At 71.6% G+C, this 20,732-nt stretch carries 26 protein-coding genes and 3 pseudogenes; 12 read left to right on the top strand and 17 right to left on the bottom strand.

From position 1 onward, the window contains the following. Positions 1-131 precede the first annotated feature (131 nt). The 4 genes from GEV07_26835 to GEV07_26820 all read left to right on the top strand — a co-directional run bounded on the left by GEV07_26835 (position 132) and on the right by GEV07_26820 (position 3,363). Complete coding sequence (locus tag GEV07_26835) at positions 132-935, top strand: energy-coupling factor transporter transmembrane protein EcfT (protein MQA06180.1); 804 nt, start codon at positions 132-134, stop codon at positions 933-935. 91 nt (positions 936-1,026) lie between these two features. Continuing rightward, positions 1,027-1,806 (top strand): GAF domain-containing protein, encoded by a 780-nt coding sequence (locus tag GEV07_26830; protein ID MQA06179.1) that lies wholly within the window; start codon positions 1,027-1,029, stop codon positions 1,804-1,806. Between the two features lie 148 nt (positions 1,807-1,954). Next, complete coding sequence (locus tag GEV07_26825) at positions 1,955-2,176, top strand: hypothetical protein (protein ID MQA06178.1); 222 nt, start codon at positions 1,955-1,957, stop codon at positions 2,174-2,176. Positions 2,177-2,217: 41 nt separating this feature from the next. Further along, complete coding sequence (locus GEV07_26820) at positions 2,218-3,363, top strand: P-loop NTPase (GenBank protein MQA06177.1); 1,146 nt, start codon at positions 2,218-2,220, stop codon at positions 3,361-3,363. A gap of 9 nt (positions 3,364-3,372) precedes the next feature. Here the strand turns inward: GEV07_26820 and GEV07_26815 are convergent, their stop codons facing one another. From GEV07_26815 to sigE, 5 genes are read right to left on the bottom strand one after another with little or no spacing between them, the layout of a single operon-like run. Continuing rightward, positions 3,373-3,753: a translocase gene (locus tag GEV07_26815; GenBank protein ID MQA06176.1), complete on the bottom strand. Its 381-nt coding sequence runs from the start codon at positions 3,751-3,753 to the stop codon at positions 3,373-3,375. A 54-nt stretch (positions 3,754-3,807) separates the two neighbouring features. After that, a complete protein-coding gene (locus GEV07_26810) occupies positions 3,808-5,355 on the bottom strand; it encodes a PDZ domain-containing protein (protein ID MQA06175.1) in 1,548 nt (515 codons plus the stop codon). Between the two features lie 54 nt (positions 5,356-5,409). Next, positions 5,410-6,471, bottom strand: a complete 1,062-nt coding sequence (locus tag GEV07_26805; protein MQA06174.1) for a hypothetical protein — start codon at positions 6,469-6,471, stop codon at positions 5,410-5,412. Beyond that, positions 6,468-6,959: a hypothetical protein gene (locus GEV07_26800; protein ID MQA06173.1), complete on the bottom strand. Its 492-nt coding sequence runs from the start codon at positions 6,957-6,959 to the stop codon at positions 6,468-6,470. Before GEV07_26800 ends, GEV07_26805 begins: the two co-directional genes overlap by 4 nt. Continuing rightward, positions 6,956-7,615 (bottom strand): RNA polymerase sigma factor SigE, encoded by a 660-nt coding sequence (gene sigE, locus GEV07_26795; protein ID MQA06172.1) that lies wholly within the window; start codon positions 7,613-7,615, stop codon positions 6,956-6,958. Before sigE ends, GEV07_26800 begins: the two co-directional genes overlap by 4 nt. 205 nt (positions 7,616-7,820) lie before the next feature. On the opposite strand from sigE, the gene GEV07_26790 reads away from it, so the two are divergent. Continuing rightward, positions 7,821-8,453, top strand: coding sequence for a methyltransferase domain-containing protein (locus GEV07_26790; GenBank protein ID MQA06171.1), 633 nt, complete (start codon positions 7,821-7,823; stop codon positions 8,451-8,453). 106 nt (positions 8,454-8,559) lie between these two features. On the opposite strand, the gene GEV07_26785 is transcribed toward GEV07_26790, so the two are convergent. Further along, the gene (locus GEV07_26785) at positions 8,560-8,727 is read right to left on the bottom strand and encodes a DUF3117 domain-containing protein (GenBank protein MQA06170.1); all 168 of its coding nucleotides are present in this window, start codon (positions 8,725-8,727) and stop codon (positions 8,560-8,562) included. Between the two features lie 442 nt (positions 8,728-9,169). Here GEV07_26785 and GEV07_26780 point away from each other — a divergent pair, with 442 nt between their 5' ends. Both GEV07_26780 and GEV07_26775 read left to right on the top strand, forming a co-directional pair. Next, positions 9,170-9,886, top strand: a complete 717-nt coding sequence (locus tag GEV07_26780; GenBank protein ID MQA06169.1) for an enoyl-CoA hydratase — start codon at positions 9,170-9,172, stop codon at positions 9,884-9,886. A 50-nt stretch (positions 9,887-9,936) separates the two neighbouring features. Further along, positions 9,937-10,674: a helix-turn-helix domain-containing protein gene (locus GEV07_26775; protein ID MQA06168.1), complete on the top strand. Its 738-nt coding sequence runs from the start codon at positions 9,937-9,939 to the stop codon at positions 10,672-10,674. Between the two features lie 27 nt (positions 10,675-10,701). Here the strand turns inward: GEV07_26775 and GEV07_26770 are convergent, their stop codons facing one another. From GEV07_26770 to GEV07_26760, 3 genes and pseudogenes are all read right to left on the bottom strand, one after another. Further along, positions 10,702-11,322 carry an alpha/beta fold hydrolase gene (locus tag GEV07_26770; GenBank protein MQA06167.1) on the bottom strand — a complete coding sequence of 207 codons (621 nt, stop codon included), beginning with the start codon at positions 11,320-11,322 and terminating at the stop codon, positions 10,702-10,704. After that, the gene (locus tag GEV07_26765) at positions 11,286-11,516 is read right to left on the bottom strand and encodes a hypothetical protein (GenBank protein ID MQA06166.1); all 231 of its coding nucleotides are present in this window, start codon (positions 11,514-11,516) and stop codon (positions 11,286-11,288) included. Before GEV07_26765 ends, GEV07_26770 begins: the two co-directional genes overlap by 37 nt. A gap of 16 nt (positions 11,517-11,532) precedes the next feature. Then, positions 11,533-11,664: pseudogene (locus GEV07_26760) on the bottom strand (transcriptional regulator). Positions 11,665-11,764: 100 nt separating this feature from the next. On the opposite strand from GEV07_26760, the pseudogene GEV07_26755 reads away from it, so the two are divergent. Together GEV07_26755 and GEV07_26750 are read left to right on the top strand one after the other, a co-directional pair. Next, positions 11,765-11,911: pseudogene (locus GEV07_26755) on the top strand (alpha-ketoacid dehydrogenase subunit beta). Between the two features lie 10 nt (positions 11,912-11,921). Next, complete coding sequence (locus GEV07_26750; GenBank protein MQA06165.1) at positions 11,922-12,155, top strand: biotin attachment protein; 234 nt, start codon at positions 11,922-11,924, stop codon at positions 12,153-12,155. 94 nt (positions 12,156-12,249) lie between these two features. On the opposite strand, the gene GEV07_26745 is transcribed toward GEV07_26750, so the two are convergent. Both GEV07_26745 and GEV07_26740 read right to left on the bottom strand, forming a co-directional pair. Next, positions 12,250-12,825: a DNA-3-methyladenine glycosylase I gene (locus GEV07_26745; GenBank protein MQA06164.1), complete on the bottom strand. Its 576-nt coding sequence runs from the start codon at positions 12,823-12,825 to the stop codon at positions 12,250-12,252. Next, a complete protein-coding gene (locus tag GEV07_26740) occupies positions 12,822-13,175 on the bottom strand; it encodes a DivIVA domain-containing protein (protein ID MQA06163.1) in 354 nt (117 codons plus the stop codon). The genes GEV07_26745 and GEV07_26740 overlap by 4 nt, the downstream gene beginning before the upstream one ends. A 272-nt stretch (positions 13,176-13,447) precedes the next feature. On the opposite strand from GEV07_26740, the gene GEV07_26735 reads away from it, so the two are divergent. After that, on the top strand, positions 13,448-14,824 hold the full coding sequence (locus GEV07_26735) for an MFS transporter (protein ID MQA06162.1): 1,377 nt from the start codon (positions 13,448-13,450) through the stop codon (positions 14,822-14,824). Here GEV07_26735 and msrB read toward each other — a convergent pair. Genes msrB through GEV07_26715 form a run of 4 tightly spaced genes read right to left on the bottom strand, consistent with a single transcriptional unit; the run spans position 14,787 to position 17,692 of the window. Next, a complete protein-coding gene (gene msrB, locus GEV07_26730) occupies positions 14,787-15,191 on the bottom strand; it encodes a peptide-methionine (R)-S-oxide reductase MsrB (protein ID MQA06161.1) in 405 nt (134 codons plus the stop codon). The genes GEV07_26735 and msrB overlap by 38 nt on opposite strands. Further along, on the bottom strand, positions 15,188-15,703 hold the full coding sequence (locus GEV07_26725) for a DJ-1/PfpI/YhbO family deglycase/protease (GenBank protein ID MQA06160.1): 516 nt from the start codon (positions 15,701-15,703) through the stop codon (positions 15,188-15,190). The genes msrB and GEV07_26725 overlap by 4 nt, the downstream gene beginning before the upstream one ends. A 38-nt stretch (positions 15,704-15,741) precedes the next feature. After that, complete coding sequence (locus GEV07_26720; GenBank protein MQA06159.1) at positions 15,742-16,881, bottom strand: succinyl-diaminopimelate desuccinylase; 1,140 nt, start codon at positions 16,879-16,881, stop codon at positions 15,742-15,744. Further along, entirely contained in the window at positions 16,865-17,692 is an 828-nt protein-coding gene (locus tag GEV07_26715) for a 2,3,4,5-tetrahydropyridine-2,6-dicarboxylate N-succinyltransferase (protein MQA06158.1), read from the bottom strand. The genes GEV07_26720 and GEV07_26715 overlap by 17 nt, the downstream gene beginning before the upstream one ends. Before the next feature lie 179 nt (positions 17,693-17,871). Between GEV07_26715 and GEV07_26710 the strand changes: the two genes are divergently transcribed. Beyond that, positions 17,872-18,723 carry a hypothetical protein gene (locus GEV07_26710; protein ID MQA06157.1) on the top strand — a complete coding sequence of 284 codons (852 nt, stop codon included), beginning with the start codon at positions 17,872-17,874 and terminating at the stop codon, positions 18,721-18,723. Here GEV07_26710 and GEV07_26705 read toward each other — a convergent pair. Then, positions 18,680-19,537 carry a LysR family transcriptional regulator gene (locus GEV07_26705; protein ID MQA06156.1) on the bottom strand — a complete coding sequence of 286 codons (858 nt, stop codon included), beginning with the start codon at positions 19,535-19,537 and terminating at the stop codon, positions 18,680-18,682. The genes GEV07_26710 and GEV07_26705 overlap by 44 nt on opposite strands. Positions 19,538-19,624: 87 nt before the next feature. Between GEV07_26705 and GEV07_26700 the strand changes: the two are divergent. Next, a pseudogene (locus tag GEV07_26700) lies at positions 19,625-20,390 on the top strand (LLM class flavin-dependent oxidoreductase). Positions 20,391-20,495: 105 nt separating this feature from the next. On the opposite strand, the gene GEV07_26695 reads toward GEV07_26700, so the two are convergent. After that, a partial coding sequence (locus GEV07_26695; GenBank protein ID MQA06155.1) for a succinyldiaminopimelate transaminase occupies positions 20,496-20,732 on the bottom strand: 237 nt, incomplete at its 5' end.

Here is a 20,732-nt window from a genome sequence, read left to right as displayed (position 1 = left end):
GCTCACGCGGGAGGCCTCCTCATGACGGTGCACCCCGTCGCCCTCCCGCGCTCCGCTCCTCGCTCACATCCGGCAACCTCGCGGCGCACCGTCACCATGCTCGCTGCGATGCTCACGCGGGAGGCCTCCTCATGACGGTGCTCTTCGCGCCGGTGGCTGCTGCGGATGCGCAGCTGCGCCGGTTCAACCCGGTGGCGAAGCTGGTCGCCGCGCTGCTGCCGGTCAGCGTGCTCGTGCTGACCACCGACCCGCTGACGCCGGCGATCATGCTTGCCGCCCTCGTGCTCGTGCTGCCGGCGACCGGCGTACGGGTCTGGCCGTTCGTGCGGCGCACCTGGTTCCTGCTGCCCGCCGGACTGCTGGTGGGCGCGACCAACGTGCTGTTCGCGCGGGTGGCAGGCGGCGCCGTACTGGTCGACGCCGGTCCCCTGCTGGTCACCACAGAAGGCCTTTGGCTGGCGCTCGGCGTCGTGCTGCGGGTCTACGCGGTGGCGCTGCCCGGGGCGCTGGTGTTCACCACCACCGACGTCACCGCGCTCGCGGATGCGCTCGTCCAGCAGCTGCGGCTGCCGTGGCGGTTCACCCTCGGCGCGCTCGCGGCGTTCCGGCTGCTGCCGCTGCTCGTCCAGGACTGGCAGCTCACCTGGCTGGCCAGACGCGCCCGCGGCGTCGAGGCGGGACGCAACCCGGTCGCCGCCGTCCGGTTGTTCTGCGGCGCGGTGTTCACGCTGCTGGTCTGCGCCGTACGCCGCGCGGTGCGGCTCGCGACGGCGCTGGAGGCCCGCGGCTTCGGCAGCCGCCCCGGCCGTACGTACGCCCGCACCATGCGGATGCGCACGCGCGACTGGCTGCTGCTCGCCGCGGTGTGTGCGGTGCTCTCGGCGGCCGTTACGACCAGCGTCCACACCGGCACCTGGCAGCCGCTGCTCGGCTGACTACCGGCTACCTGCCGCCGCAACGAGATTGCAACGTGTGACCGACGGTCGCCGGTGCCTACCTGTCGGGGACGACCGATAACCTCGAGGCGTGAACGGTAGCTCGGGGGGACGAGCCGTCGCATGGAATGCCTGGCTGGCACCGATCCTCACCGGCATCTTCGTCGTCACCACGTCGGTGGCCGGGACGTTGGCCAGCGACGCGCAGGGCCCGTCCAAGGTCACCTGGATCGTGGTCCAGGCGGTGTCCGCGCTGCTCGCGTTCCTGATCCCCACCGTCGTGCAGATCCGCGGCCGCCGCAGGTTCCGGGAGGCGGCGGAGGCCAGGGTGATCGCCCGCACCGAGATGCGGCTGGCGCTCAACGACGCGCTCGACCCGATCGTGCGCCACCTCGGCCGGATCGCCACCGCGGGCTGGCGCGACCGGGAGCGGCTGCGTAGCCAGTCGGTACCGTTCATCCTCAACGCGGCGACCGAGATCATCGGCCCGGACCGCGCCAGGGCCTGCTGGTTCGCGCTCGAGGAGAGCAGCCCACGCAAGCTGGCGCCGATCGCGTGCGTCGGGCGGGCCGGCTCGGCCAGGTCCACGTTCGTGGAGGGCACCAGGCGCGGTGACGACGTGCTGGCGATGATCGAGTACGACGAGGACCGGTTCTGCTCGGACACCGACGAGTACCCGCCGCCGGGCTGGGACCCCACCGCGCCGCACGACTACAAGACGTTCGTGGCCGTACCGGTCATCTCAGGCAACGTCGCGTACGGCATGATCACGCTCGACGCACCGGCGCCCGGCGACCTCACCCGCGACGACGCCAGGCTGCTGCGGCTGCTCGCCGGCCTGCTCGCGAACGCGTTCGCCATCGACTCGTGACGTGCGGAAAGGACGTGCCGATGGCCGGCTACCCAGGGCTCCAACCCCCTACCGAACGCCCCACCAGGCTTGATGACTAGCGGTAACTTTGTCAGGATGCGAACGTCGGACGAGTATGTGCCCGATGCTTCCAGCGGATGGGGGTCGTGTGGCTACCGACAGCGCCGGCATCTGGATGCCTGAGATCCCCACCGATCGCCGCGTCGAACAGGCCGTGGAGAACCCGAAGGGGTACTTCAGAGCGGCCAGGAGACGGGCCCGCGCCGAGATCCTGGAGGAGATCGCCGCGGAACAACGCCGGCACACCGGCCGCCGCAAGAACGGCAGCCGGTGGTTGCTGCGCGATCAGCCCGGCCTGCCCACCCCGTAGGGCGTTGGGCACTGGCCGTGCGGGATGCCTAGCATGAGGGTATGCCCACGAACGGATCTTCCTCCGACCAGTTGACCGAAGCCGTCTGGCAGGCACTCGCCAAGGTCAACGACCCGGAGATCCACCGGCCGATCACCGACCTCGACATGGTCAAGTCGGTCGACGTCAAACCCGACGGCCAGGTCGACGTGGCGGTGCTGCTCACCGTCGCCGGCTGCCCGATGCGGGAGACGATCACCAACAACGTCACCACCGCCGTCCGCGAGGTGTCAGGTGTCACCGGCGTGCAGGTGGACCTCGACGTGATGAGCGACGAGCAGCGCAAGGGCCTGCAGGAGAAGCTGCGCGGCGGCGCGCCCGCCCAGGAGGTGCCGTTCGCGAAGCCCGGCTCGCTGACCCGCGTGTACGGCATCGCAAGCGGCAAGGGCGGCGTCGGGAAGTCGTCGGTCACCGTGAACCTGGCCGTGGCGATGGCCGAGCAGGGGCTCTCCGTCGGCGTCGTCGACGCCGACGTGTACGGGCACTCGATCCCGCGGATGCTCGGCGTCACCAGCGACCCGACGCCGGTGGAGGACATGATCATGCCGCCGTCCGCGTACGGCGTGAAGGTCATCTCGATCGGCATGTTCGCCGGCGGCAAGCCGGTCACCTGGCGCGGGCCGATGCTGCACCGGGCGCTGCAGCAGTTCCTCGTGGACGTGTTCTGGGGCGACCTGGACGTCCTGCTGCTCGACCTGCCACCAGGCACCGGTGACGTCGCCATCTCGCTCGGCCAGCTGATCCCGAACTCGGAGATCGTCGTGGTGACCACGCCGCAGAGCGCCGCGTCCGAGGTCGCGGAGCGCGCCGGTGTGGTCGCGCAGATGCTGCGGCAGCGGGTCGTCGGCGTGGTGGAGAACATGTCCTGGCTGCCCTGCCCGCACTGCGGTGAGCAGGTCGACGTGTTCGGCACCGGCGGCGGCGACGCCGTCACCTCGGCGCTGACCCGCGCCCTCGGCCACGACGTGCCGCTGCTCGCCCAGGTACCGATCGACGTGCAGCTCCGCGTCGGCGGCGACAACGGCCGGCCGCTGGTCCTCGACCAGCCGGACGCGCCCGCCGCGAAGGTGCTGCGCAACGTCGCCGAGCAGCTGGGTAACCGCTCCCGCGGCCTGGTCGGCCGCTCCCTCGGCCTCAGCCCGACCTGACGCCCAGCGTCAGGTGGCGTCGGCGTCGTAGGGGGCCGGTTCGCCGGGGTCCAGGCGGCGGGGGGACTTCGCTGCGGTGGTGCGCTTCGTGCCGTTCTCCTCGGCGTTCAGGCCCAGCGGGTCGTTGTCGTCGTCGAGGAGGGCGTTGCGGACGAACGTCTTCGGGTTCAGTGACGTGACGTCGATGTTGCGCAGCTCGGGCGGTAGCTCGTCCTCCAGCTCCGAGCGGGCCTTCTGCGCCCAGTTACGGACCATCCGCAGGCCCTTGGCCAGGTCCGCGGCCACCTTCGGGAGCTTGTCCGGGCCGAAGATGATCACGGCGACCACGAGGAGAACGAGGATCTCGCTCCATCCCACGCCATCGAACACCACGGCCTCCAAGACGAGCAGCCACCACCTGGCCCCAGCCTACCGGCCGGGCAGCTCGACCTCCGCGGGGACGACTCAGACCTCGTCGTCCTCCTCGCCCAGCGTCACCTTCGTCTTCGCCGGCTGGCCGTCGCGTTCGTACTCCACCTTGCACACCGTGCCGGGCGCGTGCGACCGCACCGCCGCCATCATGTCCATCGCCTCGTTGATCTCCTGGTCGGCGAGCTTGGTGATCACGTCGCCGGCCTCCAGGCCGGCCTCGTCGGCCGGGCCGCCCTCCTGCACCGGCTCGTTCCCGTCCACCGCATCGTCGACGATCTTCGCGCCGTTGCCCTTGTAGTCGGCGTCGGTGGTCGTGCCGATCACCGCGTGCGTCGACTTGCCGTCCTCGCTCAGCTGCTTGGCGGTGCGCTGCGCGGTCTTCTCCGGGATCACGAAGCCGAGCCCGATGCTCCCGCTGGACGTCCTGGACGCGCGGGCACCCGCGTAGTTCACGCCGATGACCTTGCCGTCCTCGTCGAACAGCGGCCCGCCGGAGTTCCCGGGGTTGATCGCCGCGTCGGTCTGGATCGCGTTGATGAACGAGTTGCTGCGGTCCTCGACGTGCACCGGCCGGTCGATCGCGCTGACGATACCGGTCGTGGTCGTCTCCTCCAGGCCGAGCGGCGCACCGATGGCGATGACCGGGTCGCCGACGACGACCTTCTCCGAGTCGGCGAACTTGACCGGCTGCAGGTCGCTGCGGTCCACCTTCAACACGGCGATGTCGAACGACGCGCTCGAGCCCTGGATCTCGGCGTCGACCGACTCACCGTCGTGGAACCGCACCTTGACGTCGCCGTCGCCCTCCTTCGCGCTGTCGATCACATGCGCGTTGGTGACGATGTGCCCGTCCTTGGACGTGACGAACCCGGAACCGAGGGACCTGCCGGTCAGGGTCTCCACCTCGATCTTCACCACGCTGGGCAGCACCTGCTGCACGACCTGGTTGACCGTCTGGCTCTCCTTGCTCGGCGTCGGCGTCGGTTTGGTCTGCTCGACGCCGATCACGCCGCCGGCGACACCGCCGCCGACACCGCAGATCACCGCGGTGATCAGCACGATCACCAGGAACAGCCCGGTCGGCACCTTGCCCTTCTGGCGCTGCTGTTGCGGCTGCGGCCCGTACAGCCCGGACGGCGGCAGGCCCGGACCACCCGGCCCGCCGGGCGGTGCCCACGAACCCGGCTGCCCGGGTGCCGGCGGCTGGCCGTACGGCGGCGGACCGCCGGGCGCGGGTGGCTGCTGTTGCTGGCCAGGCCCTGGCTGGCCCGCCGGCTGCTGTTGCTGGCCGGGCGGGGGTGGCTGCCCGTAGGCCGGCCGGCCGTAGGGGCTCTGCTGCCCGGGCGGCGGTTGCTGGCCGGGACGCGGCGGCTGGCCGTAGTAGCCGGGCTGCTGGCCGGGGTTGCCGTACGGCTGTTGCGGGGCACTGCCGTACCCGGGCGGTCGCCGCGGAGACGGCGGCTGGCCGTAGCCGGACGCGCTGAACGGCCTGGTGGCGTCGCTCAACGGCGGAGGTGCCTGGCTACCGTCTCCCACCGACTCGCCGCGACTCCCCCAGGACGAGTCGCCGGTGTCCGCCATCGTCGTGTCCCCTCAGCGTGATCCACCACTACCACCCTGACACGGCCCCGCCGTTCAGAACGGGTTGCACCACGACACGATGCGCGCCAACCCGCGCGCGACCCTGGCCCAGAAGCCGGGCCGTTCCTCCGCCCCGGGAAGCATCCGCACGGTGCTACCGACAGCACGGTCAGGCGCGTCGGTCACCACCGTGAAGACGGTACCCGGACCGGCCCACGTCAGCTGCCGCGGCACCGTATCGCGTAGGTATACGGTACGGCCTCCGACCTTGGCGGTGTGCCAGCCAACCAGGTGACTTTCGTCCAGATGGCCGCGCTGCTCGAAGACGGACAGCACCGAGATGCCGTCCGAGTAGGTCAGATGCAGGCTCGTGTTCGCTGCGTGACCGGTCGATCGCACGTCGTACAAGTCGAACCGGTCGGCCAGTCGCTTCGGCACCGTCCAGCCGGCCGATCGCAGCTCGCCCACGCGACCCAGCGAGATCTCCCGCCCGGACGGCCCGCGGTCACCGCCCGCGGCCACCTGCATCTCCTGCGGCGCCTCGCGGGACCGCATGTCGATCGAGGTGAAGGCGCTACGCCTGGCCAGCCGGCCATCCTCGTCGAACACGTCCCTGCGCAGCAGCAGGCCGGTCGCCCGGTCCAGCCAGTACCTGGCCCGCACCTCACCGGCCGCGCTCTTCGCGTCCACGATCTCCGCCAGCCGGCCGGCGATGGACGCGACGCCGGCGCGCACCACGCGGTAGTTGGCGGTGAGCAGCTGGAGCTGTGGTGTAGCGGCACTGAGCCCGTCCGGCACGTTGGTGACCCGGCCCGCGCCGGTACCGCTCGCGGCGGTGATCTCCGTGCCCCGGCCGGGGACGTGGTGGACGCGGAGGGTCTGCGTGCACCCCGACCGGCCGTACCAGGCCCGCACCTCCTGCACGCCCCGGTACGCCGTGCGGTTGGCCGCCTTGGCTGCCTTGGTGAGCAGCTCGACGGCCTCGTGCTCCGAACCGGTCTCCTTCGCCCGTGCCTCCGCCACCGGTGTGCACGCGAGCAGCAGGAACACGGCGAGCGGGACGACGAGCAGGTAGACCGATCGGTTGGCCGACCCGGGACGGTCCACCATGGTCACGGCCTCGACGACCGGGTCAGCGTCGTCACCGTCCTCGCGCCGTGGTCGGTGAGCGGCACGCTCCCGCCGACCGCGGCGTGCTCCCTGGTGTACGTGTCGATCGGCGGTGCAAGCGCGGGACCTGCGGGCTGCCCGCCGACGACGAACGCCATGGCCGCGGTGGCGGCCGACAGCGACAGCGAGCCGGCGACGAAGTACCTGCTCTTCCCCCGCGACCGCGGCGCCCGCGCCGGCGGCCAGACGCTCGCGCGCTCCTTTTGCCAGACGTCCGCCGTCTGTGGCATCGCAAGCAGCCTGGCCTGCAGCGGCGCCGGCGGCTGGTGGTCACCGTCGCCGAGCAGTGACAGCGCCCGGCGGACGGACCGTTCGCGATCGGCTTCCGCGCGACAGTCGGGACAGCCCAGCAGGTGCCGCAGAACCTGCTCCCTGCTAGCGGGGTCGAGCTTCTGGTCGACGAGCGCGGTGATGCGGTCCCCCAGATGGCTCACCCGTGCTCACCTCCGGCGGGCGCGGCGGAGGCCACCGCAGGCGTTGGCTCACCACCCGGCGCGAGGTGCTCGAGGCGGCGCCGCAGCTGGGTGCGGCCCCGGTGGATGCGGCTACGTACCGTGCCGAGCTTGATGCCCAACGTGTCGGCGATCTCCTCGTAGCTCAGCCCCTCGATGTCGCACAGCACGACGGCTACGCGGAACTCGGGCGCGAGCTCGTCGAGGGCGGCCTGCACGTCGTGGTCGAACTGCGCGGAGTCGAAGACCTCGCCGGGTGGCTGTTCCCTGCCGGCCAGCCGGTCGCCGGCGTCCTCGGGCAGACTCTCGAACCGGATCCGCTGCTTACGGCGCGCAGAGTCGAGGAAGAGGTTCGTGGTGATCCGGTGCAGCCAGCCGGCGAACGAGCCCGGCCTGTAGTTGTGCAGCGACCGGAAGACCCGGACGAACACCTCCTGGGTGAGGTCCTCCGCGTCGTGCTGGTTGCCGGTCAGCCGGTACGCGAGGCGGTAGACCCTGGCGGAGTGCTCGCGGACGACCTCGTCCCAGCTGGGCACGACCCAGTCCGCACCCTGCTCCTGCTTGCGGGTGCGTGCTTTCAGCCGCCCACGGCCCACGCCAAGCCCTCCTCCCGGAAGTGGGATCGCCGTAGCCACCATGGTGCCTCGCCCCTCGTCGTTCCGACAGTTGCCTGTGGACATTCCCAGCTAGTTCACAGCTGAGCGTCGCCCCGCACTGGCTCAACGCTTCGTGGCGTGACGACAGTTCCCCGACGCGCCCGAGCGGCGCGAGCGGACGCGAGTTCGCCGGCCGGTTGAGCTAGGCTCTGCGAGGTCACAACGTCGGAGGTCGTGTGGTGGTTGGATCGTGAGCGTCCAAGCGAGCTGGGAGTACGCGCAGGCGTACCTCCCCGAGGACGAATCCATCCTCGCGGCGCGTGAGCGGGCCGAGGACCTCCCCGCGGTACCCATCGGGCCGGGCGGCGGTGCGCTGCTGCAGTTCCTGGCCGCGACGCTCGGCGCCCGCGCCGTCGTCGAGCTGGGCAGCGGCTGCGGGGTCTCCGGCATCTACCTGCTGCGCGGCATGCAGCCGGACGGCGTGCTGACCACCGTCGACGTGGAGATCGAGCACCAGCGGCTGGCCAAGCAGGCGTACGCGTCCGCCGGTTTCACCGGTAGCCGGGTGCGGTCCATCACCGGGCGCGCGCTCGAGGTGCTGCCGCGGCTGACCGACGAGGCGTACGACATGGTGTTCATCGACGCCGACAAGCAGGAGTACCTCTCCTACCTGGAGCAGGCGATGCGGTTGCTGCGGCCCGGCGGCGTGGTGGCGTTCGACAACGCGCTGTGGCACGACCGGGTCGCCGACCCGGCACAGCGCGACCCGGACACGCTGGCGATCAGGAACCTGTTGACCGCGGTACGCGACGACGAGCGGCTGGTACCGACGCTCATCGCGGCCGGCGACGGGTTGCTCGCCGCCGTCCGCCGGACGTGAGGGCACGAGCCCGGCATTCAATGACATTCCGGGCCGGTCGGCGGTGCCCCCGGACACCAGAAGACCCCGGCGGCAACGCCACCGGGGCCGTGGGTCTGGGGCGGTGTCAACCGGTGACGGCCGCCAAGGCTTCGCCGAGATTGTTGGCCTCATCTGGGGTCATCTCGACTACGAGGCGGCCACCACCTTCAAGCGGAACCCGCATGACGATGCCACGCCCCTCTTTGGTGACCTCGAGCGGTCCATCTCCGGTCCGCGGCTTCATGGCCGCCATGTGTGTGTTCCCTTCCTGCCGGCAGACGCGAGGTCGCAGCAGGTAGCGGCCGGACGCGTCAGACTGTGCTGAGCCCAATTATCGCTAATCCGGCCGCTCAGAGCCAATTCAGCGCGCGGGGCGCCGCGGGTTCGACCTGCAAAGACGCGGTGCCACCGGTTTCCGGGGCCACAGGAACGGCGCCACTACGGCGTGTTGTCCTGGACTGGACACGACGGCGCCGGTACTGGTGCGGCCGAACCGGCCGGTGGCCACGCTGTGATCACGGTCCGGTGGGTTCGGGTATCTGCCTGCCGGGCCACCGGGCAGGGAGCTAGCCTCGGTCGGACCAACGGCCGACAGGTTGGAGGTCACGGTGACCGACTCGCCGAGACCGGAGAGCCCGGTTCGCTACCAGCTCGCGGATGGCGTCGCGACGATCACGCTGGCGCGACCGGACGCGATGAACGCGCTCGACACCGCGACGAAGAACGCCCTGCGGGCCGCGGTGCAGCAGGCGGCGGGTGACCCCGAGGTCCGCTGCGTGCTCCTCACCGCCGAGGGCCGGGCGTTCTGCGTCGGCCAGGACCTCGGCGAGCACGCCGAGCTGCTCGAGCAGGGCAACGCGATCAGCGAGACCGTGCCACAGCACTACAACCCGATCGCGAGCGCCTTGCTCACCATGTCCAAGCCGGTCGTCGCCGCCGTCGGCGGTGTCGCGGCGGGCGCCGGGGCGGGGTTCGCGTTCGCCGCCGACTTCCGCATCCTCGGCACGTCGGGCACGTTCAACCTGGCGTTCGCCGGCGTCGGGCTCGGCCCGGACTCCGGGGTGTCCTGGTCGCTGCCGCGGATGGTGGGCACGCCCAAGGCGCTCGAGCTGCTGATGCGGCCGGAGACCATCGACGCCGACACCGCGCTGCAGCTCGGCCTGGCGACCAAGGTGGTGCCGGACGAGGAGCTGCTCGACACGGCGGGCAGCCTCGCTGCCGAGCTGGCCGCCGGCCCCACCATGGCGTACGCCGCCATCCGGCAGGCCGTGTCGTACGCCGCCGCGCACGAGGTCGCGGACGCCCTGGACCGGGAGGCCGAGCTGCAGGCCCAGTGCGGCGCGACGGAGGACCACAGGGACGCCGTGCGAGCCTTCCTGAAGAAGGAGAAACCCGAGTTTCGCGGGCGTTGACCTTGCCTGTTGCCTCTGCCGCGCCTAATCTCCAGGAACGGGAGGCGATCGTGGAGGCTCGTCCTACATTCATTGCGTCAGTGCAGCGTGCCCTGCACCTCATCGATGCTGTGGGCGACTCCGACCGGCCGGTGCCGGCCAAGATGCTCGCCCGCCGGACGGGTCAGGCGCTGCCGACGACGTACCACCTGCTGCGCACCCTCGTCCACGAGGGCTACCTGCGCCGGATCAACGGCGCCGGTTACGTCCTCGGCGACCGGGTGGGCGCGCTCGCCGCGTCGAGGGCGGCGACCCGCGCCGCCAGGTTCCGGCCGATCCTGCAGAGCCTGCACGACGAGCTGTCCGCGGCCGCCTACCTGTCCATCCTGGACGACGGCGAGATCAAGCTGGTCGACGTCGTCGACAGCCCGAAGGCACCGCGGGTGGACCTGTGGGTCGGCTTCCACGACGCCGCCCACGCGACGGCGCTCGGCAAGGCAGTACTGGCGAGCCTCGACGAGGACGAGCGGCGCGACTACGTCAGCACCCACGACCTGCCCGACCTGACCCCGCGCACGATGACGTCGAAGCAGCGGCTGCTCCGTGAGTTGGACGAGCCGCGTACGTACGCGCTCGACCAGGAGGAGTACGCGCTCGGCACCGAGTGCGTCGCGGCCGCCGTGCCGTCCACGTCGATCACCGCGGCGATCGCCGTGTCGGTGCCCGCGGGCCAGGTGCAGCGGGTGCTCGAACGCAGCGACCTGCTCCGCCGCGCCGCCCGGCTCACCGCGCTGGCCGCCGCCGACTGACAGCCGTCCCGCGCCAGCGGCTGCCGGTCACGACGTGCTCCCGCCGGATAGCGGGTGCCGGCTCAGGAACGCTGCCACAGCGGCGGCGGCCGCGGTGGGATGCGTGAGCGCGAGCGAGTGGCCGGCCCCCTGGATCACCACGTCCTCGGCCTGCGGCAGCCAGTCGAGTACCAGCTCGCGGACCCCGGCGAAGAGGTCCCCACTCACGTCGCCTCCGACGTACAACACGGGACACTCGATGCGGCGGGCGTCGCGCTTGCTGAACCGCCAGTCCCGCAAGGCCGGCAGGTCGGTGTCGAAGAAGGTGAGTGCGTCCCGCTCCGACTGTGCCCACCCGCCGGGCAGCCGCCGCTCCAGGGCAGCCAGGAAGCTCGGCCCGAGGACCGAGGTAAGGAACTCGTCGAGCGCGTCGGCGGCACCTCGCTCGTGCCGGTCCCGGATCAGGCGGTCGGTGGCGGCCAGGAACGCCGGTGCGCTCGAGGTGTGGGTCGGCGGTGGTTCGAGCAGGACGAGGCTGTGCCCGCATGCCGGCGTGTCGGCCGCCAGCTGCAGGCCGATCGCGCAGCTGTACGACAACCCGACGACGTGCGCGCGGTCGATCCCCAGGGCGGTCAGCAGCGCGCGGCAGTCGGCTGCGTCACGCACGATGGAGCGCTGCCGGCGTAACCGCGGCGGTGGTAGAGGACCTTCCGGTAGCTGTCCCTGAAGGCGTCCTCCTCCGCAAGCGGCCGGCTCTCGTCCGCGGTGAGCGCCGTCTGGATGAAGACGATCGGGTCACCTGCGCCCCAGTCGGGGACCTCGAGCTCGACGCCGTCGAGCGGCACCAGCCTGTTCGTCGACATGAGCGGCTCCGCTCGCCTACTCGGCCATCGCGCGCAGGACGCGGGCGGTGGCGTCGTCGGCCGGGAAGAAGGTCTCGATCGCGACCTCGTCCAGGGTGACGTCCCGCGGGGCACCGAACACCGTGACGGCGTACAGCAGGGATATCTCGTCGTCGCCGACCGCCAGCCGCATCGGTACGACGATGTCGTTCGCCGCCTGCGGCACGTCGTCGGCGCCGGTCGGCTGGGGGAACGACTCCAGCTCGACCGAGCGGGACCCCGGCCTGCTGCGCGCGCCGGCCCAGCGGGTGGCGGTGCCCGACGTTCCTATCCCGTACGCACATGTGCTGGAGTACGCTGTCTTGCCGCGGCACGACCGCATCGAGCGGGCGATCCGTGCGGTGACGGGCGGGTGACCGGCCGGCGATGACCGAGATCCTCTTCCCCGCATTGTCCGAAAAGGTGCCCGACGCCGAGGGCGTCGTGTCGACCTGGTTCGTCTCGGACGGCGACCAGGTGCAGACCGACCAGCTCGTGGCGGAGGTGCAGGTGGACAAGGTTGCGGCCGAAGTCATGGCACCCACGGACGGCACGATGCGGCTACTCGTACCGGAGGAGGCGACCGTATCCCAGGGCGTCGCCATCGCCCGGATCGAGTAGCTGCCGCGGCCCCGGCGCCCCTCGCAACGACGTCCTCCACCGCGAGGGGGGCCTTGCCGTGCCCCCAACGTCCCGAGGAGGCGACCTGACGCCGTCAGGCGGGTGGGTGGAACTCGCAGGCGGTCAGGTGGTCGTTGACCAGGCCGCAGGCCTGCATGGCCGCGTAGCAGGTGGTCGGGCCGACGAAGCGGAAGCCCAGGCTGCGTAGCCGCTTCGCGAGTGCGGTCGACTCCGGTGTGGTGGCCGGCACGTCCGCCAGCGACCGCCGCGCCGGGGTGTACGCCGGCGCGTACGACCAGACGAGCGCGGCGACGCCGCCCGGCACCTCCAGGGTGGCGCGCGCGTTGGCGATGGCAGCGTCGATCTTCGCGCGGTTGCGCACGATGCCGCGGTCGGCGAGCAGCCGGTCGACGTCCGCGGGGCCGAACTCGGCGACCTTCGCCGGGTCGAACCCGGCGAACGCGGCGCGGAAGGCCGGTCGCTTGCGCAGGATGGTCAGCCAGGACAGGCCGGACTGGAACGCCTCGAGCGTGAGCCGCTCGTACATGCCGGCGTCGTCGGTGACCGGGCGTCCCCACTCGGTGTCGTGGTACGCGATGTAGTCGTCGGTCGAGACGCTCCACGGGCACCGCATCCGGCCGTCGGGACCGGCCGCCGCACCCGGCGTCATCGGGCCTCTGCGTCCTCGTCGGTCTGGTTCGGGTGCTCGACGTCGCGCCGGCCGTCGTCGACGTAGCCCTCGAGCGGCGGCGTACCCGCCCCGCTGAGCAGCTCCTGCCCCAGGGCGTCGATCTGCCGGTCGCGCTCGGCGATCTCGCCGGCGAGCCGGTCGAGCACGCGGTCGACCTCGTCCATCCGGTAGCCGCGGAACGCCAGCGGCAGGCGGAGTCTGTTCACGTCGACGGCGTCCACCAGGCGGTCCTCGGGCAGCCGCACCGGCGGCCGGTCGGGCTCCTCCCGGCTGAGCTCGCCCCCGCGACCGGTGGCGACCAGCGCCAACGTGCCGAGGATCACGGCCATCAGGAACACAATGACGACTTCCACGACAAGCATCGTGCCACGCGCCGCCCGCCGGCGGGCCCGCACCCCGCGTTCTCGGCCGCCCACCGCGGGAAGATCATGGACGGATGACTCGCCCGCCGCGCTCCGCTCGCACCACCGCACGCAGGCTCGACGGCTGACATGGCAGGACTGTCCGTCGATCTCCCGCGCTCCGCTCCGCGCTCACCTGCGCAGGCACGACCGCTCACGGCGCGCGTCCTCGCTACGATGCTCACGCGGAAGCTCTCCTCATGACGGACCGGCTCGGCGTTCCCACACCGTTGATCGTCGCCCTCGGGCTCGGCACCCTGCTGAACCCGCTGAACTCCTCGATGATCGCCGTGGCGCTGGTCCGCCTGCAGCACGACTTCGACATCGGCGTCGCCACGTCGACCTGGCTGGTGTCCGCGTTCTACGTCGCCGCGTCGGTGGGCCAGCCGCTGATGGGCCGGCTGATCGACCAGTTCGGCGCGCGGCAGCTGTTCCTCGTCGGCCTGGTGATCGTGTTCGCGACGTCGCTGGCCTCCCCGTTCGCGCCGGACTTCTGGTGGCTGGTCGGGATCCGCGCCGCGCAGGCCGTCGGCTCGTCCGCGGCGTTCCCTGCGTCGGTCGTGCTGGTACGGCACTCGATCCCGGAAGGCGGCAACCCCGCCGCCGGCCTCGGCGTGCTGTCGGTGACCGCCTCGGCGTCCGCGGCCCTCGGGCCGGTGATCGGCGGGCTGCTGGTGACAAGCGCGGGCTGGCAGGCCATCTTCTGGATCAACCTGCCGCTGACCGTCGCGGGCTTCGTGCTCGGCTGGCGGGCGGTCCCCCACCTGGCCACCAACGGCGAGCGGTCGTCCGCACGTACGACGGTCGCGCGCCTCGACCTGCCGGGCGTCACGTCGTTCACCGTCGCCGTGACGATGCTGCTGCTGTTCCTGCTCTCGTTCGCCGGGCAGCCGCGCTGGTGGTGCCTGCCGGTGTTCCTCGTCGCCGGCGGCTACTTCGTGGTGCGGGAACGTTCCGCACCGGTGCCGTTCATCGACATCCGCGAGCTCACCCGCAACCGGCCGCTGTCGACCGTGCTGACCCAGCAGGCCGTGATCAACCTGGCGTTCTACTGCATCTTCTTCGGCATGCCGCTCTGGCTGGAAGGTGTACGCGGCCTCGACCCCGGCGTGGTCGGCATGCTGCTGCTGCCCATCACCGCGGTCAGCTCACTGACCACGCCGCTGACCGCGCTCCTGATCGGCAGGCGCGGGCCGCGGCTGGCGTTGATCATCGGCGGCAGTGTGCTGGTCGTCAACTCGCTGCTGCTGCAGCTGATGACCGACGGTACGCCGCTGTGGCTGTTCGTCGTGTTCGCGGTGCTGCTGGGGGTGCCGAACGGGTTCAACAACCTCGGCCTGCAGACCAGCCTCTACCAGGCGGCCCCACCGGAGCAGACGGGCACGGCAAGCGGCCTGTTCCAGACCTGCCGGTACCTCGGCGCCATCCTGGCCTCGACGGCGCTCGGCATCGTCTTCGAGCACGACCTCACCAGCACCGGCCTGCACCACATCGGCTACCTGATGACGTCCGCCGCGGTGGTCGTGCTGGCGCTGTCGCTCATTCGGTGGGGACGAGGCGCAGCGACACGGAGTTGATGCACCACCGCTGGTCGGTCGGCGTAGCGAAGCCCTCGCCCTCGAAGACGTGGCCGAGATGCGAACCGCAGCGCTGGCACCGCACCTCCGTGCGCTTCTGCCCGAGCGAGAGGTCGTCGAGCAGCTCCACCGCGTCGTCCTTCGTCGGCTGGTAGAACGACGGCCAGCCGCAGCCGGAGTGGAATTTCGTCTCGGACCTGAACAGCTCCGCGCCGCACGCCCGGCACTCGTACACCCCGAGGGTCTCCTCGTCGGTGTACTCACCGGTGAACGGGCGCTCGGTGCCGGCCTGGCGGAGCACCTGGTACTCCTCCGGGCTCAGCTGCGCACGCCACTCGTCGTCGGACTTGGCGACGTCGTAGCTCACCGCTGCTCCAGCCGGCGCAGGATCGCCTCGTTGAAGGCGGGCAGGTCGGCGGGGGTGCGGGAGGTGATCAGGCTGCCGTCCTCGACGACTTCCTCGTCCACCCAGTCCGCGCCGGCGTTCACCAGGTCGGTCTTTATGTTGCCCACGGACGTGACCCGCTTGCCGCGGATGACGTCGGCCTCGGCGAGCACCCAGCCGGCGTGGCAGATGGCCGCCACCGGCTTGTCGGCAGCCACCGCGTCGCGGACCAGGCCGACCAGCGCCGCGTCGGTGCGTACCTTGTCCGGCGCGAAGCCGCCGGGGATCACCACCGCGTCGAAGTCGGCGACCTGCGCCGCGTCCGGGCCTTCCTCGATGGTCACCGTCTCGGTGCCCTTCTTGCCCTCGACCTGCTTGCCCTTCTCCAGGCCGAGGACCACGGCCGTGTGGCCGGCCTTGGTCACCGCGTCGTACGGGTCACGGAACTCGGAGTCCTCGAAGTTGGTGTCGAGGAGGAATGCGATCTTTGCCATGTCTCCAGTCTCACGCGCTTCCGTCCCGCTGGCCACTGTCAGCTGGCCAGCCAGTCTCGCATCCTGGACTCGCAGTCGAGTACGGCCGCGACGGGGACGTGCTCGTTGTCGGTGTGTGCGAGGTTGGGGTCGCCAGGACCGTAGTTGACGGCGGGCACGCCGATCGCGGAGAACCGTGCGACGTCCGTCCAGCCGAACTTCGGCCGGGCACCGCCGCCGATGGCCGCCACGAAGTCCTTCGCGGCCGGGTGCGACAGTCCCGGCATGGCGCCGGGCGCGGAGTCGACCACGGTGACCCGGTAGCCGGCGAACAGCTCGCGCAGGTGCACCTCAGCCTCCGCCTCGGAACGGCTCGGCGCGAACCGGTAGTTGACGGTGATCACGCACTCGTCGGGGATCACGTTGCCGGCGATGCCGCCTCCTATCCGGACGGCGTTCATGCCCTCCCGGTACGTGAGGCCGTCGATGTGCACCTCCCGCGCGGTGTAGTCGACCAGCCGCGCGAGCACGTCGTCCGCGTGGTGGATGGCGTTCATGCCGAGCCAGCTGCGGGCGCTGTGCGCGGCCTTGCCAGGCACAGTCACCTCCACCCGCATGTTGCCCTGGCACCCGCCTTCGACGGCGGCGTCGGTGGGTTCGAGCAGCACGGCGAACGCACCGGCCAGCCAGTCCGGCCGGGTCCGCGAGATCCGGGTGAGCCCGTTGCGCTCGTTGTCGATCTCTTCACAGTCGTAGAAGAGGTACGTGACGTCGCGGGTGGGCTCTGGCACGGTCGCGGCGAGCCGCAGCTGCACCGCGACGCCGGCCTTCATGTCGCAGGCACCGCGGCCGTACAGGAGATCGCCGTCGCGCCACGACGGCACGTTCTCCTTGATCGGCACGGTGTCCAGGTGGCCGGCGAGCACCACCCGTTCCGGGCGGCCGAGCTCGGTGGACGCGCGCACCACGTTGCCGTCGCGCTCCACCGTCAGGTGCGGCAGCCCGCCGAGCGCACGCTCCACCAGGTCCGCGATGTGTTGCTCGTCGCCACTCACCGACGCTACGTCGACCAGCTGAGCCGTGACGGCAGCGGCGTCCTCGGTCAGGTCCAGGTGCTCGGTCAACTCAGGATCCCCCCTCGAGTTTCCGTCAGTAGCTACGTCAGCCCTCCGGCCGACCGGCTCAGCCGGCCACCCCATGGTCGCGGAGGATGTCGTTGAGTTGCAGCTTGTCGTGCGACCCGCCTTCCGGCAGGCGCTTGAGCACCAGCAGGCACGGCATGCCGAAGTCGCCGCCGGGGAAGCTCTTCGTACGCGACGACGGCACGACGACCGACCAGGCGGGTACCTCGCCGCGGGGCAGCTCGTCGCCGGTCTCCGCGTCGTACACCCTGGTGGTCTTGGTCAGCACGCAGCCGGCGCCCAGCTTCGCGCCGCGGCGCACCCTGGCGCCGTCGACCACGATGCAGCGCGACCCGACGAACGCGTCGTCCTCGACGACCACCGGCACGGCGTTCGGCGGCTCCAGCACCCCACCGATGCCGACCCCGCCGGCGAGGTGGACGTTCTTGCCGATCTGCGCGCAGGAGCCCACCGTCGCCCAGGTGTCGACCATCGAGCCCGCGTCGACGTAGCCGCCGATGTTCACGAAGCTCGGCATCACCACGACGCCGTCGGCGAGGTGCGCACCCCACCGGACCACCGCGCCGGGCACCACGCGCGCACCGCCGAGGCGCTCCTTCAGCGGCACCCGGTCGCGGTACCTGAAGTCACCGGCGGACGACTCGGCCATGTCGAGTACGCGGAACGACAGCAGGATCGCGCGCTTGGCGCGCTCGTCGACCACGACCTCGTCGGTGGCCTCGTCCACGGCGGCGACCCGCGCGTGGCCGGAGTCGAGCAGGTCGACCGCCTCGACCACGGTCTTCTTTATGTCCGGGTCCGAGGCGTCGAGCGTCGCACGCGCCTCCCACAGCTCGTCGATCGTCGCGGCGATGGCACTGGTACTCATGGCGGTCGAGCCTAGCTGTACTGATCTTGCGGAACACCCGCGGCTGCCGGTTGAGCGGCTCAACCGGTGTCCTCCGCGCAAACCACACCATGCCTTACGTATCCTGACCAACAGTGAAAGTTGCCTCTTCCTCCCGCAGGGCGCACGGAGCACGCTCCGTGCGTCGTTTTAGTCGTTCCGTGACGGCCGCCGTGCTCGGCATCGGCCTGGGCCTGGTGACCGGCATGGCCGCCTGTGGCGGCCCGGCCGTCAAGGACGCGCTGACCCCCGAGCACTGCACCACCAGGTCCGACGCCGGCGAGATCACGCTCAGCGCGGAGCAGTCCGAGGTCGCCACCACGATCGTCGCCGTCGCGATCCGGCGCGGCCTGCCCAGACGCGCGGTGACCATCGCTCTCGCGACGGCGGAGCAGGAGTCGAAGATGCGGAACCTCGACCACGGCGACCGCGACTCCGTCGGGGTGTTCCAGCAGCGGCCTTCGCAGGGCTGGGGCACCGTCGACCAGCTGCAGGACCCCGCGTACGCGACGAACCGGTTCTACGCCGCGCTGGTGAAGGTCGACGGCTGGCGCAAGCTCCCGCTGCACGAGGCGGCGCAGCGGGTGCAGCGCAGCGCGTACGGCCCTGCGTACGCCGACCACGAGCCGAAGGCGAAGGTGATCACGACCGCGCTGACCGGCCGCGGCGGCAGCGGCGGCTTCACCTGCGTGCTGCGCCCGAAGGGCACGGACACCACCGTGCGGGACGTCCGTGCCGCCGTGCACAGCGACTGGGGCCTGCGGCGGGTGCGGCCGGAGACCGACGGCTTCTCGGTGCGGATGGGCGCCGCCGCCCCGCGCCGGCACTCGCTGGCGATGTCGTTCTGGGTGGTGGCCCGCGCGAACACGTTCGGCATCGACTCGGTACGGCACGCCGGCAAGCAGTGGCGCTCCCGCGACGACGACGAGGTCTGGCACGAGACCGAGGGCAACGACCCGCCGGGGCGCATCACGGCCGAGCTGCGGCCGGAACCCACCGGCTCCCCCGAGTAGCGCTCAGGCGGCGACGAGGGCCTCCGTGCACGCCGTGGTCTTGGCGTCCTTCAGCACGAGCACGACGGGCACCTGGCGCGCTGGCCGCAGCGGCAGGACCCGTACCCCGGCGGGCGCCTCGGGCACCGAACCGACGAGCACCGCCCACGCCGGCGGGCCGTTGCCGAGCTCGACCAGCGTGTCGTAGGTGCGTCCTGCCGGTCGACCGAGCGTCAGCTCGACGCCGGCCGACCTGGCCACGTCGAGGACGAAGTCGTGCACGAACGGGTCGCACTCGCGCGCCAGCAGGCGCAGCGGTAGCCCGGCGAGCTGGTCGAGCGGCACCGTCGTCACGCCACAGCTCGACGGCGTGCAGTCCCGGCTTCCCTGGGAAGCCACGGACGAACGCCAGGTCGAGCTCGCCGGACCGTACCGCGTCGAGCTGCGCGGCCACCGGCCGCGCATCCAGCCGGACGGTGAGGTCGGGCGTCTCGGTCCGCAGCCGGGTGATGCCCGACGCCACCCGTGTCTCGAACCCCGGACCGCTGCCGAGCCGGATGACCCGTCCGCGGCCGCTGGCGAGCTGGGCGGCGACGGAGCTGGCGCGGTCGGCGACGTCGAGCACGGCGCGAGCCTCGACGAGCATCCGTTCGCCGTCGGTGGTGAGCCGGACGTGCCGCGAGGACCGGTCGAACAGCTCGATCCCGAGCTCGCGCTCCAGCCGGCGCACCTGCTGGCTGACCGCGGGCTGCACGATGTGCAGGCGCTCGGCGGCACGGCCGAAGTGGAGCTCCTCCGCGACGGTGACGAAGTACCTGAGCTGCCGCAACTCCATCTGAACCCCGATCGATCAGCTGCCGTGATCGCTGTACAGACTGACCGGGCGTTGGCGGGCGACCTGCCCGCTGGCTTGACTGCAGGCATGCGAACAGGACTCTGGATCGACGACGAGGGCACCGGGCTGGACGCCATGGTCGCGCAGGTGCGCGAGGCGGCGTCCCTGGGGTACGACGGGGTGTGGCTGAGCCAGCGGGACAGCTGGGACGTGCTCACCCTGCTGACCGCGGTAGCGCGGTCGGAGCCGCACATCGACCTGGGGACGTCGATCGTGACCACGTACCCGCGGCCCCCCTGCTACTCGCGGCGCAGGGCCCACTGCTGCGCGGTGAACAGGTCGACCTCCACGGCGACCACCTGACGGCGGTGGTTCGGTCGCGGTGCCAGGCGCGGCGCCGCCGGTGCTGGTGGCGGCGCTCGGCCCGCGGATGCTCGAGGTGGCCGGCTCGCTGGCCGGCGGCGTGATCACCACCTGGGCGCTGGAACCGACGCTCGGTTCGTACCTGGTGCCGACGCTGTCCGCCGCGGCGTCGGCAGCCGGCCGGCCCGATCCCGAGGTGGTCGCGGGCATCTGCGTGAGCGTCACCGCGGACGCCGAGGGCGCACGGCAGTGGGTGAACGAGCGCTTCAGCCGCGCCGCCGACATCCCGGCGTACCGCGCCGTCCTGGACCGCGAGGGCGCACAGACCATGGGCGACGTAACGCTCGCCGGCGACGAGGAGACAGTGGCCCGTGCCCTGACCCGACTGCGGGACGCCGGCGCAACCGCCCTCCAGGTGGTCCCGGTGGGCACGGACACCGACCAAGCACGCACCACACGCGCGCTACCGCGACTCGCACCCGGCGGGTAGCCGGCCAGGCGCAGGTCAGGCAGCATCCACACGCCCATCGGTGGGCAGGGACACCGACCAGGCACGCACCCGCACGGGCGATCCTGCGGCTCCCCCGAGTAGCGGTCAGGCAGCTGCCAGGCGCATGCAGGCGGCGTCCACGCGCTCGTCGGTGGCGGTGAAGGCCACTCGCACGGGGCGGGCGCCTGCGGTGCCGTAGTGGACATGGACACCGACCAGGCACGCACCCGCACGGGCGATCCTGCGGCTCCCCCGAGTAGCGGTCAGGCAGCTGCCAGGCGCATGCAGGCGGCGTCCACGCGCTCGTCGGTGGCGGTGAAGGCCACTCGCACGGGGCGGGCG

It is taken from the genome of Streptosporangiales bacterium (assembly GCA_009379825.1).
Lineage (GTDB): Bacteria > Actinomycetota > Actinomycetes > Streptosporangiales > WHST01 > WHST01.
The sequence above is the reverse complement of the archived record's forward strand: the minus strand, read 5'-3'. Positions and strand labels throughout refer to the sequence as shown.